This window comes from Tritonibacter scottomollicae, from assembly GCF_032924845.1.
GTDB classification, from domain to species: domain Bacteria; phylum Pseudomonadota; class Alphaproteobacteria; order Rhodobacterales; family Rhodobacteraceae; genus Epibacterium; species Epibacterium scottomollicae.
The window spans coordinates 3,036,410-3,049,746 of sequence record NZ_CP136704.1; the positions used below are offsets into that span (position 1 = coordinate 3,036,410).

Sequence of the window (13,337 nt, forward strand, 5' to 3'; positions counted from 1 at the left end):
GTTCACTCTTCGTAGGCCATGGGTTCGTCGCGGGCCAAATCGCGCACGGCCACGGCCGTTTCCTGCGCCTTGCTGAGGGTCCAGCGGATCTGGGTCGCGTATTGAATGGCCCGACCCGACAGGACAATTTGCAGCGATTGACGCGGCTTCAAGCGGGTCTTTTCCAGGTAAACGCTGGTTTCCAGCTTCAGGTCGCATTGACCGTCGTGACGGAATACCCAGATTTCCCCACTCTTGAGCGCCATGGATACTGCCGCGCCCCCCAAGTCAAGGGCCGCATCCACATCCGGGTGCAAATGGAACCGCAAATCATAACCGATTCCCTGCAGCCCGCCGGAATCCAGCGCCTTGTCGAAGCGTTTCTTGGCCGCCCCATCCAGCGCGAGCAACATATCCTCGCCCGAAACCATCCGCCCATCCACGGACAGCTCCAATGCGCGGGCGACAGTTACCCCGAAGTGGCGGGAATAACCATCATGCGCGCCCTGAAACCGGTAGCCATCATCAAGGTCTTCGCGCTCGATCGGCACCTCAGTGGGCGACTCGATCAGGAATTCATGGCCGGTGCCCTTCTGCGGTTGCGCCAGCCGGGCGCTGGAATGCCCTTCGACACAGAGGGCAGAATGCGATGGTGTCGCCCGCCCGGCGCGACGCCACTCGAGACCAAAGTTCTCACCCGCGCCGCAGTTCACGATCAACGGACGCCGACCAGAGGTCAGCTCGAACGCCAAGGTTGAGGCATGTCCGTTATAGGACGCTTTGCTCACCGGCGGCACGGTGGCATCAACAATCACCGAAGTCCGCCTGGCGGAAAGCCGGGCAAACCCCATCGCCAATCCATCAATGGCACGCGCTGGCACATGTGAGGCCGCCAAGGCATGGTCGAGCCAGCCTTCCTGCCCGCGCCCACCGCCGTGAAACCGCGCAAGCCCTCCATCGCTATGGCGCAACGCGCGCAGGGTGGGCGCGATCCTGTCCAGAGCGGCGTGATGTTCGCGAGGCACCGAGCGCCCGGCTTCGTGCAGGGCCGCCGCCGCCCAGGTCAGCAGGGTGAAGACATCGAGCAATTCTTCCGGGTTGCGAGTGGGCAGACCTCCGTCGGCATTGATCTGCGTTTCGCAGTCCTGTGCCAATGCCCGCACAGCCGGGTCCGCCAGCTCCTCGCAGCCCTTGAGCGCCAGCCCGGCATAGATCAGCCCCGTGAGTGCCTCGAAGCGTGGCAACCCAGGCGAAGCCCCTTTCCAGCGCTGCGACAGGAACCAGGTTTGCTGCGACAGTGACCGATAAAAGGCGTCCGAGGCTGGCTTGTCCTGCCCGCTGAGCAGGAACAGCGCGTGGTTGATCCATCGAATCACGCGGCGACCAGTCAGATCCGGTGACCAGCCGGGGCCAGTGCCATTGCCGAACTCGTCAATCCAACCCCAGACCCAATGCTGCGCCTTGCGACGTGCCTTGATGTCGCCGACGGCTGCCAGATCGTCGAGCCAGGTGCAGCCTTGCCGCTCCGCCTCGAAGGCGAAATCTGGCGCGTCGACATCCCATAGCCCTGTGGTATTGCTTTCGACCAGGTAGCCCGCAAGCAGCAGGTTGCCGGCCACCAGCTGGCGCCCGCGCGCAAAGCTGCCGATGGTGCGCGGCTCCGGCTGCGACACGAATCCCGTGGCCGCAGGCTGCTTGCGCGCCTTCCAGGCGGTATAGCGGTTCAGCAGACGCGTTCCGCGACTGGCCATTCGATCGTATCTGGACATGCTCTCTTGCCTCACACGCCTTTGGCGTTTTGGCCAGAGGATAACGCGCGGTGGCGCAGGTGTCATGCGCTCTGTGTCACAGCTGCGTCGGAGAACCATGAAACCGGAGCTGACACACCGTCGGGGACGCTCCCGCCCGTCGCCGGATCATGCGGAGATGCTCCGCTCCCGTTGGGCCTGGCGCCTTGCAGGCCAGATGACCCGCAAGGCGGGACCCGTGACCCTCCCATGGAGGGTCACGGGTCGGGCCCAAGACCGCCAAGGGGGCTTGCCGCCGGCAAGGCACCTGCGGGCGCGGGAGCCCTCCCCCCGGTAACCGTTGTTGCAGAAAAAATCAGTCGCTAGACGTCCGCTTTCACAAGCTCCGCCATGTAGAACCCGTCCATGCCGCCGACCTCCGGCCAGTAGTCCGGACGCAGACGCAGACCGCCTTCCTCAGTGATCCAGCTTGCATCGATTCCCTCCAGCGTCCTGACGCCATCGCCAACCCGCGCCTCAGGGAACATCTCCAACGCATCCTCGATCTGACACTCGCCTTCATCCGGCAATAGCGAACAGGTGCAATAGACCAAGCGGCCACCGGGTTTCACCAGCGTCCAGGCATGCGCCAGCATCTGCGCCTGCAGCTCGATCAGCGCACCAAACCCGGCACCGTCCTTGGCATGGGGCAGATCCGGATGGCGACGGATGGTGCCCGTGGCGGAGCAGGGCGCATCCAGCAGTACCGCGTCGTATTGCCCGCTCTGCGCCATGACATCACCGGCAATCACATTCGCCGACAAGCCGGTGCGCGCCAGGTTCTCTTGCAAACGTGCCAGACGGCCTTCCGAGATATCAACCGCCGTGACATCGGCCCCCGAAGCCGCCATCTGCAAGGTCTTGCCGCCAGGTGCGGCACACAGATCAAGCACCCGTTCGCCGGGCTGCGCATTGAGGATCCGCGCGGGGAGTGCTGCCGCCGCATCCTGCACCCACCAATCGCCTCGCTCGAACCCCGGCAAGGCTGAGACTTGGCCGGCCTCTTCCAGCCGCAAGCTGCCGGTTGGTGTCAGCCCGCCGCCCAATGCCGACAGATCCACGCCGGGCTTGGCGCTCAGGTCCAGCGGCGCCCCCCGCAGATGAGCCGCCTCGATCCCCAGCATGGCCTCGCTGCCCCAGGCCTGCGCCAGCGGGCTGCGCAGCCATTTCGGCAGGCGTGGCACCCGCAGCTTGGCCCATTCCGCCGGACCCTCCTCGGCGACCTTGCGCAGGACCGCATTGACCAGCCCCTTGAGCTGACCGTGGCGACGGTGGCGCGCCACCAGATTGACGATGTCATTCACAACCCCATGCGCCGCACCGCCCGAGCACAGCTCAACCGTGCCCAGACGCAAGGCATTGCGCACAAACAGCGCCGGTGGTTTGCGCAAGTGTTTCTGCAACACTCGGTCCGCTCGTTCCAAGGACCGGAGCACCTCCAGCGTCAACCGCTGCGCCCGGGCGCGGTCCGCCGGTTCCAGCTTGTCCAGAACCTGCGCCTGACACTCGGACAGCAACAGCCCCTCACCCAGAACCTTGTCGAGAAGCGCTACCGCCGCGCGGCGGGCATCGGTTGCGGATGTTGGGCGGTCACTCATGCAATTGCTCTCCTGATGGGGCATCGGCTTGTCCACAGCGGACGCGGGCGTATATCATGGCGCAAGCATAATGAAACCCACCCTGCGGAGAAGACCCCATGAGCGACGCCCCCGAAGCCCCCCGCGCAGAGGATCTGCCCCCCGCCGCCCAGCGCGCGCTCGCCGAAGCCGAGGCGCGCCGCAAAGCCCGCGCAGCAGAATCAGCGCAGCCAATCGAACTGGGCGGTCGCGACGGCCCCGACCCGGCCCGCTATGGTGATTGGGAGAAAAAGGGCATCGCTATCGACTTCTGAGCCGTCGCGCAGAGGGGCGCTGCCCCTCGCGCCCGGCTCGGGCGCTCACCCCGAGATATTTTCAAAAAGATGAAACAGGGCGCCGCTACCTTTCATCTTTTGCCAAATACCTCCGCCGGAGGCAGCCGCCCGCAAGGGCGGCCCAGAAACCTCAGAGGCCGAGCACGTCGATCATGTCATACTCACCAGGCGCCTTGTCCTGCCCCCAGAGCGCCGCTTTCAGCGCACCGCGGGCAAAGATCGCGCGGTCAGTGGCCATGTGGCGCAGCACGATACGCTCGCCGGCGGCGGCAAACAGCACGTCATGCTCGCCCACGATGTCGCCGCCCCGAATGGCAGTAAAGCCGATATCGCCCGACTTGCGCGCGCCGGTCATGCCATCGCGGCCCCGGTCCGCAACATCCGCAAGCGTGACACCCCGGCCCTCGGCCGCGGCCTCGCCCAGCATCAACGCAGTGCCGGAAGGCGCGTCGACCTTGTGGTGGTGATGGGCCTCGATCACTTCGATGTCGAAATCCTCATCCAGCGCGGCAGCGACCTTTTTTGTCAGCTGCACCAAGAGGTTCACCCCCAGAGACATATTGCCCGCCCGCACCAGCACCGTCTGGCGACCAGCTGGCTGCAACCGCGCGATTTGTTCTTCCGTCATGCCGGTTGTGCCAATCACATGCACGCAGCGCGCCTGTGCCGCGAGTTGCGAAAAGGCGATCGTTGCTTCAGGCGCGGTAAAATCGATCACCGCTTGCGCCCCGGAAAAAGCCTCCAGCGCGTCATCAGTGACAATCACGCCTCGCGCGGCGCCGCCCATGGCAATACCGACGTCCTGCCCGATCCAATCGTGGCCCTCGCGCTCGACCACGCCCGCCAGCTCGGCCTTGTCGCTCTCCAGCACCGTCTTGATCAACATTTGCCCCATGCGCCCCGAAGCGCCGGTGATCACGATCCCTGGTTTATCCGTCATGGCCTCACTCTCTGATTGGACTATCCGCTTGAATCCTCCTACCCTGACCGCGACCGCTTGGCAAAGGGCGGGTTTCGGCATAGATCGAGTTTCATGGCTAAGAACAAATTTCACGACGGTCCCGGTCCCTCTCAACGTCAGCTTCGCGTCGGCGAAGTGATCCGCCGCACCTTGTCCGAGGTGCTGGCGCGCGGTGATATCCACGACCCGGAGCTAAACCGTCTTTCGATCACCGTCGGCGAGGTCCGCACCTCCCCCGATCTGAAAATCGCCACCGCCTATGTGCTGCCGCTTGGCGGCAAGGGGCAGGAGGACGTGCTGCAGCTGCTGGCCCGCAACAAGGGAGAGCTGCGCCGCGCCATCGGCAAGAAGACCGGGCTGAAATTCACACCGGATCTGCGCTTTCAGATTGACGAGACCTTCGACCGGATGGACGACACCCGCCGGATCTTCGAGCAGGACGCGGTGCGCCGCGACATCGAGGACTGAAGCGATGTGGGCCCGTGCCTCCCTGCTCGGTCTGTCGCTGAGTCTGTCCATGTCTCTGTGGGCACATGCGGCCCGCGCCGTGGAGTGTCGCGATGAGAGCTACGCTGGCAATCGCTATAGCCTGTGTGAAGTCGATGCCGCGAGTGAAGACCTGCGCCTGTTCTTGCGCGATGACGATGGCGTGGTTATGGGGCATTTCTCCACCATCGAGGCGCATCTCGCGACCTCAGGCAAACGCCTCGCCTTTGGCACCAATGCGGGCATGTATCACACGGACCGCTCACCGGTCGGGCTCTATGTCGAAGACGGCGCAGAAGAGATGCGACTGGTCACCAACCCCGGCCCCGGCAACTTCGGCCTGGTGCCCAACGGGGTGTTCTGTCTGCGCCAGAACCGCGCCGACGTGATCGAAACCTTGGCCTATGAGGCCAGCGACACCACCTGCACCAGCGCCACCCAATCCGGGCCGATGCTGGTGATCGACGGCGATCTGCACCCGCGGTTCCTGAAGGACAGCGATTCTCGCTACATTCGCAACGGTGTCGGCACCAGTGCGGACGGCAGCCGCGTGGTTTTTGCGATCTCGCGCAACGCTGTGAACTTCCACGATTTCGGCAGCCTGTTTCGCGATCATCTCGGCCTGCCGCAAGCGCTCTATTTCGATGGCAATATCTCCCGCCTGCACGCGCCGGAACTGGGGCGTTCGGATGTGGGGTTCATGATGGGGCCTGTGGTGGGTGTGGTCGAGGATATCCCGGATACGGAAGCAGACACGCTGCAGAATTGACAGCCCCCGCGTCCTGCGTTACCCCGCCCGCCTTATCCGACATTTTAGGGGACTCTGATGGGACGCAAACGCAAGGGACGCGATATTTCCGGCTGGCTGGTGGTGGACAAACCCGCAGGCCTGACCTCGACCGCCGTCGTGAACAAGGTCCGCTGGGCGTTTGACGCAAAAAAGGCCGGTCATGCCGGCACCCTCGATCCCGAAGCCACCGGCGTGCTTGCCGTGGCCCTGGGCGAGGCCACCAAGACGGTTCCCTATATCACCGACGCGATTAAGGCCTATACCTTCACCGTGACCCTCGGCGCGGCCACCAACACCGATGATGCAGAAGGCGAGGTGCTGGCGACCTCCGAAACCCGTCCCACCGACGCAGACATCAAGAATGCGTTGCAGGGCTTCATCGGCGAGATCCAGCAGGTACCGCCGAAATTCTCCGCGGTGAAGATCGACGGGCAACGCGCCTACAAGCTGGCCCGTGATGGCGAAGAGGTGGAGCTGTCCGCCCGCGCCCTCTGGGTCGAGGAGCTGGTGATGCTGGACCGTCCCGACGCCGATCACGTGGTGCTGGAGATGACCTGCGGCAAGGGCGGCTACGTGCGCTCCATCGCACGCGACCTCGGCGAGAAACTCGGTTGCCTCGGCCATGTGAAGCAGCTGCGGCGGGTCTGGTCCGGCCCGTTTGATGCCGAGGATGGCGTCACGCTGGAGCAGATCGACGCGCTGGCCAAATCCCCTGAAATCGACCAGTTCCTGCGCCCGCTCGAAGAAGGCCTGATCGACCTGCCGGAACTGAAATGCACCGCGCAGGGCGCGGTACGTCTGCGCAACGGCAACCCTGGCATGGTGATTGCCTCCGACGTAGAGTACGGCGAAGAGGCTTGGGCCTCTCTGGACGGCAAGGCCGTTGCCGTGGGCAACTACAAGGCGGGTGAATTGCATCCCTCCCGGGTGTTCAATCAGGACTGACACCCCGGGATCGAAGGCCACTCACATCCGCGACAGACGAGTTAAGATCTTGCGAATGAAAGGGACAGCTCCCTGACCCATCGTTTCGCGCGCGAAACATAACTTCAACTGTGCTGACCTATACCTGCAGGCCTCCGGTGAAAACGCCGGGGGAATTGCGCATTCCGCCGGGATGCGGCAAAACCGCTGGCATGATCACCCGCCATCACGTCAAGGGCGATGCGCCCTCCACCGCCGTCTATTCCGATTGCGAGACCTATCGCTACAGCCTGAGCCGGATCTGGGATCCGGCTGGGCAGAAGGTGATGTTCGTGATGCTGAACCCCTCGAAAGCCACCGAGGTACAGAACGACCCCACCATCGAGCGGTGCGAACGTCGGGCCAGGGCGCTGGGATTCGGCGGGTTTCAGGCCACCAATATCTTTGCCTATCGGGCCACGGATCCGCGCGACATGCGCGCCGCGGCGGACCCCGAAGGGCCGGATAATATGGATGTGCTGCTGCAGGGCATGGACTGGGCCGACATGGTGATCTGCGCCTGGGGCACGCATGGCGCGCACCGCAATCAAGGTCCGCAGGTGGCCGCCACTCTGCGCCAAAGCGGTCGCCCCCTGCATCACCTCGGTCTCAGCAAGGCCGGACATCCCAAACACCCGCTTTATATCGCGTATGCCGAAGCGCCCCGGATCTGGCTTTCGCAGGTCGATCCATAGGGTTCATTAACCGATGTTCCTGTTTTGTATTCTGCTTTAAGCTATTCTGTGCCATCCTTCATACTGGTTGAGTGTATCTAGTACGAAGTGGACCAGTACCGTGTTGTGGTTGGCCAGTATTCTTGGAATCGCTGCTGTTGGCAGCGCGATCATGATCGATTTTGACTCCGACGAGGACGATGATGAGACCTCTGACGAGGATGTGACACGCACCGGAAACAACGTTGTGTCACCTGACGTATTTCTCTCTGGCTCCGATCCCGACGGCGATACAGAGGATGGCGGCGGCACTGATGACGAGGACGGGACCGAGGGAAGCGCAACCAATCTCGGCACGACCCACATTGGCACCGACACGCTCGATCACCTGTCAGGCAGCACCGCGAATGATACGCTCCTTGGCCTCGGCGGGGATGATCAGGTCAATGGCTACGCCGGAGATGATTCACTCGATGGCGGAAGCGGCAATGACGACCTCTATGGCAATGAAGGAGACGACACTCTGACCGGGGGGACCGGCGCCGACACACTCTATGGCGAAGAAGGTTCCGACACGCTGGCGGGCGAGGATGGCAATGATGCCCTCTATGGCGGCTTTGGCAGCGATCAGCTTCAGGGTGGCAGCGGCGACGACACGCTTCATGGCGGTCAGGGCGATGACACACTGACCGGTGGCGAAGGGTCTGATGCGGTGCATGGCAACGATGGCAATGATACCCTGTCCGGCCGCGAAGGCGAAGATGCGCTGTTTGGTGGCGCCGGAGATGATCTGGTCAATGGCGCCGATGATGGCGACACGCGTGACTTCGTAAACGGCGGAGACGGAGATGATACCCTGATCGCAGGCGCCTCTGACGTGCTGACCGGCGGCGACGGCGCAGATCAGCTTTTGCTGGGCGACTGGATTGCGCAGGGCACTGTCGACCTTATCGACTTCGACCGCGACGAGGATCAGCTCCTGCTCGTTTACGACGGCACGGAGGCCCAACCGTCGCTCGAAGTCGAGGCAGACCCGGATGTGCCCGAACAAACCATCGTCAGGCTTGATGGTGAAGAAGCGATACGCCTGACGGGCGCCGAAGGGTTGACCGCTGACGACATCATCCTGGTCGAAGCAAACGACGAAGACGTCGCCTATCTGCCGATCCCGACCTGACAGTCGCCCGCGTGCCCTGCCGATCCTTGCGCCCGCACCGCTATTGGCAGACTGCGCCCACATCCCTGTCACGCTTTTCCTTTGCAATACTGCCCCGGATCCCGTAGTGACCCGCATCCGCGCGTGGAATCAAACCTCGTGAGCTTCGTGCGTGGATTTCTCCATGGGCCTGTGCTGGACGACATCCCGGCCTGCGCCATCAACTCTAACCTTATGAAGGAGACCCCGATGTCGATTACAGCTGAAGAAAAAACACGCTTGATGAAAGAATTCGCGACCAAAGAGGGCGACACCGGTTCTCCGGAAGTCCAGGTTGCAATCCTGACCTCGCGTATCACCACGCTGACAGAGCACTTCAAAACCCACAAGAAAGACAACCACGGTCGCCGTGGCCTTCTGAAAATGGTTGCTCAGCGCCGTAAGCTGCTGGACTACCTGAAGGGCAAAGAAGAAGCGCGCTATCAGGACATTATCAAGAAGCTGGGCATCCGTCGCTAAGACATCCGCCCGGACTTCGGTTCAAAGAGCGCCCGTTCCTGCACAGGAGCGGGCGTTTCTTTTTGCTCCAACCGCATTGGCAGATCGAAACGCGTGACGCGCTGTCTGTGTCTCCCGATTGTGAGTCTGGCGTGAATCGCGTTCCGGATCGGCGCGCGGCTTTTTTGATTTCGGGGACTTGTTATTGCAATCGCTTCGTGGTTGTTACGTTATAACACATCACACAGGAGTCGCAGATGTCCGATCCCCGCCTTCCCGTCACCGTGCTCTCCGGCTTTCTCGGCGCTGGCAAGACCACGCTGCTGAACCGCATCCTCAACAATCGCGAGGGCCGTCGCGTCGCGGTCATCGTCAACGACATGTCCGAGGTCAACATCGACGCCGATCTGGTGCGCGAGGGCGGCGCGGATCTGAGCCAGACTGAGGAAACCTTGGTGGAGATGTCCAACGGCTGCATCTGCTGCACCCTGCGCGATGACCTGCTGGCGGAGGTGCGTCGCCTGGCGCAGGAGGGGCGCTTTGACTACCTGCTGATCGAATCCACCGGCATTTCGGAACCGCTGCCCGTCGCGGCGACCTTTGATTTCCGCGACGCCGAGGGCGAGAGCCTGTCGGATGTGGCCCAACTCGATACCATGGTGACCGTGGTCGATGCGGTAAACCTGCTGCGCGACTTTGCCAGCCACGACCTGCTGGCGGACCGGGGCGAGACGATGGGCGAGGAAGACGAACGCACATTGGTACATCTGCTGACCGATCAGATCGAATTTGCCGATGTGGTGGTGCTGAACAAGGTGAGCCTGGCCACGCCGGAGCAGGTCGATGCGGCGCGTAAGATCATCCGCAGCCTCAACGCCGATACGGACATCATCGAAGCGGATTTCAGCGCCGTGCCCGCAGACAGGATCCTCGACACAGGGTTGTTTGATTTCGAGAAGGCGCATGAGCACCCGATGTGGGCCAAGGAGCTTTATGGCTTTGCCGATCACGTGCCGGAGACCGAGGAATACGGCATTGCCTCTTTTGTCTACCGCGCCCGGGCGCCCTTTGACCCGCAGAAAATCCACGATGTGCTGAACGGCAGCCTGCCCGGGGTGATCCGCGCCAAGGGGCATTTCTGGATCGCCACCCGCCCCGACTGGGTTGCCGAGTTCTCGCTCGCCGGTGCCTTGTCGAGCGTGGCGCCGCTGGGCACCTGGTGGGCCTCGGTGCCGATAGACCGCTGGCCCACACATCAACAGGCGCAGGACTACATGCGCACCCATTGGCAGGAGCCCTTTGGCGACCGGCGGCAGGAACTGGTCTTTATCGGCGCCGGCATCGACTGGCCGGCGCTGAGCGCCAGACTGGACACCTGCCTGATGCAGGAGATCACCGCCGAGACCCTGCCAGACTGCGAAACCCTAGCAGATCCCTTTCCGCTGTGGCGGCGCGCCGAACAGGCGGCCTGACCATGGCCAGGCGGGACCGGGATGGCAACCGGGGGGCAGTGTCCCTGCCCACCCGGCGCAGGCAGGAAGACCCGATGGCGGCCTATGACCGGCTGCCGCCGCCCCTGCGGGCCTGGGTGCGCGAGGCCTCTCTTCCATGGTCGGCGCAGTCCTGCCGCCGCATCTGGCAGGCGGCACGCCGGGCCGGTCTGGGCGAGGAGGCCGCGCTGGCCCACCTCGATGCGGTCGAACAGAAGACGCTGGCACAGCCCCGCAACCGCTGAGCCGCGTAACACGACACCACAGCGAACGCTTTCTTTTTGCGCCGAACTCCTGTAAGGGCGGATCTATCTGAGACGATGTGCCCAGACCCCGGCACGCGAAAGCAAGATAGCATAGGGGGTCGGCGGCAATGGGGCCGCTACGCAATATGGAGACCCGGGATACGCCCGGGAGTGCTCCGACTTAGGATACGATAGATGTTCAATGTGACGACGAAAACAATGCAGTGGGGCGAAGAAACGCTGACACTGGAAACGGGTAAGGTTGCGCGCCAGGCAGATGGCACCGTGATCGCGACCCTTGGCGAAACCTCGGTCATGGCCAACGTGACCTACGCCCGCGCACAAAAGCCCGGTCAGGATTTCTTTCCGCTGACCGTGCACTACCAGGAAAAATACTACGCCGCCGGCAAGATCCCGGGCGGCTTTTTCAAACGCGAAGCGCGTCCGACTGAAAAAGAGACGCTGACGGCCCGTTTGATCGACCGCCCGATCCGCCCGCTGTTTGTTCCCGGCTTCAAAAACGAAGTTCTGGTGATGTGCACCGTGCTGTCCCACGATCTGGTCAACGACCCGGATATCGTCGCGATGATCGCGGCCTCTGCCGCGCTGACCATCTCCGGCGTGCCCTTCATGGGTCCGATCGCCGGTTGCCGCGTTGGCTATGAGGGTGGCGACTACGTTCTCAACCCGACCGTGGACGACATGCAGGACCTGCGCCTGAACCCGGAGCAGCGTCTGGACCTGATCGTCGCCGGCACCAAAGACGCCGTGATGATGGTGGAATCCGAGGCTTACGAGCTGACAGAAGAAGAAATGCTCGGCGCGGTGACCTTTGCCCACGAGCAACTCCAGCCGGTCGTCGACCTGATCGTCTCGCTTGCGGAAGAGACCGCGAAAGAGCCGTTCGACTTCACCCCGCCGGATTACTCCGACCTCTATGCTGCGGTCAAAGCAGCTGGTGAAGAGAAGATGCGCGCCGCCTATGCGATCTCCGACAAGCAGGAACGCGTGACCGCCGTTGGCACCGCCAAGGACGAAATCATCGCCGCTCTGAGCGAAGAGCAGCAGGAAGACGGCAACCTCGGCTCCGCGCTGAAGAAGCTGGAATCCGTTGTTCTGCGTGGTGACGTGGTCAAGAACGGCCGCCGCATCGACGGTCGTGCGCTGGATCAGGTTCGCGGCATCGAATGCGAAACCGGCCTCCTGCCGCGCACCCATGGCTCCGCCCTGTTCACACGTGGTGAAACACAGGGTCTGGTCGTGACCACGCTGGGCACCGGCGATGACGAACAGTTCATCGACGCGCTGCACGGCAACTTCAAATCCAACTTCCTGCTGCACTACAACTTCCCGCCCTACTCGGTTGGTGAAGTGGGTCGTGTTGGTGGCCCCGGTCGTCGTGAAATCGGCCACGGCAAACTGGCATGGCGCGCGCTGCAGGCGGTTCTGCCTGCGCCGACCGACTTCCCCTACACCATCCGCGTGGTTTCCGAGATCACCGAATCCAACGGCTCCTCCTCGATGGCGTCCGTTTGCGGTGGCTCCCTGTCCATGATGGACGCGGGCGTTCCGCTGAAAGCACCGGTTGCCGGTGTTGCGATGGGTCTGGTTCTGGAAGAAGACGGTTCCTACGGCATCCTGACCGACATCCTCGGCGACGAGGATCACCTCGGCGACATGGACTTCAAGGTTGCGGGCACCGAAGCGGGCATCACCTCCCTGCAGATGGACATCAAGGTTGCAGGCATCACGCCTGAAATCATGAAATCCGCGCTGGCTCAGGCCAAAGCGGGCCGTCTGCATATCCTTGAGGAAATGTCCAAGGCGCTGACCGAAGCTTCCGAGTTCTCCGAGCACGCGCCGCGCATCGAGACCATGCAGGTCCCGACCGACAAAATCCGCGAAGTCATCGGCTCCGGCGGCAAGGTCATCCGCGAGATCGTCGAAGTCTCCGGTGCCAAGGTCGACATCAACGACGATGGCATCATCAAGATCGCATCCGCCAACGGCGAGGCCATCAAGAAGGCCTATGAGATGATCTATTCGATCGTTGCAGAGCCGGAAGAAGGCGCGATCTACACCGGTAAGGTCGTGAAGATCGTCGATTTCGGCGCCTTCGTGAACTTCTTCGGCAAGCGCGACGGCCTTGTGCACGTCAGCCAGATCGAAAACCGCCGCCTGAACCACCCTTCGGATGTTCTGAAGGAAGGTCAGGAAGTGAAAGTCAAACTTCTGGGCTTTGATGATCGCGGCAAGGTGCGCCTGTCGATGAAGATGATCGATCAGCAAACCGGCGAAGAGATCGTCGAAAAGAAAGAAGACGCTGAATAAGTCTTTCCCCGCATGATGCGGATCTGACATAAGATGCCCGGGGCCATTGGTCCCGGGCATTTTTT

General features: G+C 62.7%; 13 protein-coding genes. 10 read left to right on the forward strand and 3 right to left on the reverse strand.

What is annotated here, in order from left to right:
* Positions 1 to 2: 2 nt before the first annotated feature.
* Positions 3 to 1,748 carry a heparinase II/III family protein gene (locus tag R1T40_RS15125; protein ID WP_317384709.1) on the reverse strand — a complete coding sequence of 582 codons (1,746 nt, stop codon included), beginning with the start codon at positions 1,746 to 1,748 and terminating at the stop codon, positions 3 to 5.
* A 341-nt stretch (positions 1,749 to 2,089) separates the two neighbouring features.
* On the reverse strand, positions 2,090 to 3,364 hold the full coding sequence (locus tag R1T40_RS15130) for an RsmB/NOP family class I SAM-dependent RNA methyltransferase (protein WP_317384710.1): 1,275 nt from the start codon (positions 3,362 to 3,364) through the stop codon (positions 2,090 to 2,092).
* Positions 3,365 to 3,462: 98 nt separating this feature from the next.
* Between R1T40_RS15130 and R1T40_RS15135 the strand changes: the two genes are divergently transcribed.
* Positions 3,463 to 3,657 (forward strand): DUF1674 domain-containing protein, encoded by a 195-nt coding sequence (locus R1T40_RS15135; RefSeq protein WP_317384711.1) that lies wholly within the window; start codon positions 3,463 to 3,465, stop codon positions 3,655 to 3,657.
* Between the two features lie 151 nt (positions 3,658 to 3,808).
* Here R1T40_RS15135 and dapB read toward each other — a convergent pair whose 3' ends face one another.
* Positions 3,809 to 4,618 carry a 4-hydroxy-tetrahydrodipicolinate reductase gene (dapB, locus tag R1T40_RS15140; RefSeq protein WP_317384712.1) on the reverse strand — a complete coding sequence of 270 codons (810 nt, stop codon included), beginning with the start codon at positions 4,616 to 4,618 and terminating at the stop codon, positions 3,809 to 3,811.
* Positions 4,619 to 4,711: 93 nt separating this feature from the next.
* Between dapB and rbfA the strand changes: the two genes are divergently transcribed.
* The 9 genes from rbfA to pnp all read left to right on the forward strand — a co-directional run bounded on the left by rbfA (position 4,712) and on the right by pnp (position 13,272).
* Entirely contained in the window at positions 4,712 to 5,107 is a 396-nt protein-coding gene (rbfA, locus tag R1T40_RS15145; RefSeq protein WP_106162661.1) for a 30S ribosome-binding factor RbfA, read from the forward strand.
* A gap of 49 nt (positions 5,108 to 5,156) precedes the next feature.
* Positions 5,157 to 5,894, forward strand: a complete 738-nt coding sequence (locus R1T40_RS15150; protein WP_317384713.1) for a phosphodiester glycosidase family protein — start codon at positions 5,157 to 5,159, stop codon at positions 5,892 to 5,894.
* 57 nt (positions 5,895 to 5,951) lie between these two features.
* Positions 5,952 to 6,860 carry a tRNA pseudouridine(55) synthase TruB gene (truB, locus tag R1T40_RS15155; protein ID WP_317384714.1) on the forward strand — a complete coding sequence of 303 codons (909 nt, stop codon included), beginning with the start codon at positions 5,952 to 5,954 and terminating at the stop codon, positions 6,858 to 6,860.
* 191 nt (positions 6,861 to 7,051) lie between these two features.
* Positions 7,052 to 7,573: a DUF1643 domain-containing protein gene (locus tag R1T40_RS15160; RefSeq protein WP_317386986.1), complete on the forward strand. Its 522-nt coding sequence runs from the start codon at positions 7,052 to 7,054 to the stop codon at positions 7,571 to 7,573.
* 151 nt (positions 7,574 to 7,724) lie between these two features.
* Positions 7,725 to 8,729 (forward strand): calcium-binding protein, encoded by a 1,005-nt coding sequence (locus R1T40_RS15165; RefSeq protein WP_317384715.1) that lies wholly within the window; start codon positions 7,725 to 7,727, stop codon positions 8,727 to 8,729.
* A gap of 228 nt (positions 8,730 to 8,957) precedes the next feature.
* Entirely contained in the window at positions 8,958 to 9,227 is a 270-nt protein-coding gene (rpsO, locus tag R1T40_RS15170) for a 30S ribosomal protein S15 (RefSeq protein WP_106162657.1), read from the forward strand.
* A 236-nt stretch (positions 9,228 to 9,463) separates the two neighbouring features.
* Positions 9,464 to 10,678 carry a GTP-binding protein gene (locus R1T40_RS15175; RefSeq protein WP_317384716.1) on the forward strand — a complete coding sequence of 405 codons (1,215 nt, stop codon included), beginning with the start codon at positions 9,464 to 9,466 and terminating at the stop codon, positions 10,676 to 10,678.
* Positions 10,679 to 10,680: 2 nt separating this feature from the next.
* The gene (locus tag R1T40_RS15180) at positions 10,681 to 10,941 is read left to right on the forward strand and encodes a DUF6525 family protein (RefSeq protein ID WP_317384717.1); all 261 of its coding nucleotides are present in this window, start codon (positions 10,681 to 10,683) and stop codon (positions 10,939 to 10,941) included.
* 195 nt (positions 10,942 to 11,136) lie between these two features.
* Positions 11,137 to 13,272 carry a polyribonucleotide nucleotidyltransferase gene (gene pnp, locus R1T40_RS15185; protein ID WP_106162655.1) on the forward strand — a complete coding sequence of 712 codons (2,136 nt, stop codon included), beginning with the start codon at positions 11,137 to 11,139 and terminating at the stop codon, positions 13,270 to 13,272.
* Positions 13,273 to 13,337 lie beyond the last annotated feature (65 nt).

What these genes read in the sequence shown, in the direction of transcription:
- R1T40_RS15125 (WP_317384709.1), bottom strand. Translation starts at nt 1,748, where the DNA reads ATGTCCAGATACGATCGAATGGCCAGTCGCGGAACGCGTCTGCTGAAC.
- R1T40_RS15130 (WP_317384710.1), bottom strand. Translation starts at nt 3,364, where the DNA reads ATGAGTGACCGCCCAACATCCGCAACCGATGCCCGCCGCGCGGCGGTA.
- R1T40_RS15135 (WP_317384711.1), top strand. Translation starts at nt 3,463, where the DNA reads ATGAGCGACGCCCCCGAAGCCCCCCGCGCAGAGGATCTGCCCCCCGCC.
- dapB (WP_317384712.1), bottom strand. Translation starts at nt 4,618, where the DNA reads ATGACGGATAAACCAGGGATCGTGATCACCGGCGCTTCGGGGCGCATG.
- rbfA (WP_106162661.1), top strand. Translation starts at nt 4,712, where the DNA reads ATGGCTAAGAACAAATTTCACGACGGTCCCGGTCCCTCTCAACGTCAG.
- R1T40_RS15150 (WP_317384713.1), top strand. Translation starts at nt 5,157, where the DNA reads ATGTCTCTGTGGGCACATGCGGCCCGCGCCGTGGAGTGTCGCGATGAG.
- truB (WP_317384714.1), top strand. Translation starts at nt 5,952, where the DNA reads ATGGGACGCAAACGCAAGGGACGCGATATTTCCGGCTGGCTGGTGGTG.
- R1T40_RS15160 (WP_317386986.1), top strand. Translation starts at nt 7,052, where the DNA reads ATGATCACCCGCCATCACGTCAAGGGCGATGCGCCCTCCACCGCCGTC.
- R1T40_RS15165 (WP_317384715.1), top strand. Translation starts at nt 7,725, where the DNA reads ATGATCGATTTTGACTCCGACGAGGACGATGATGAGACCTCTGACGAG.
- rpsO (WP_106162657.1), top strand. Translation starts at nt 8,958, where the DNA reads ATGTCGATTACAGCTGAAGAAAAAACACGCTTGATGAAAGAATTCGCG.
- R1T40_RS15175 (WP_317384716.1), top strand. Translation starts at nt 9,464, where the DNA reads ATGTCCGATCCCCGCCTTCCCGTCACCGTGCTCTCCGGCTTTCTCGGC.
- R1T40_RS15180 (WP_317384717.1), top strand. Translation starts at nt 10,681, where the DNA reads ATGGCCAGGCGGGACCGGGATGGCAACCGGGGGGCAGTGTCCCTGCCC.
- pnp (WP_106162655.1), top strand. Translation starts at nt 11,137, where the DNA reads ATGTTCAATGTGACGACGAAAACAATGCAGTGGGGCGAAGAAACGCTG.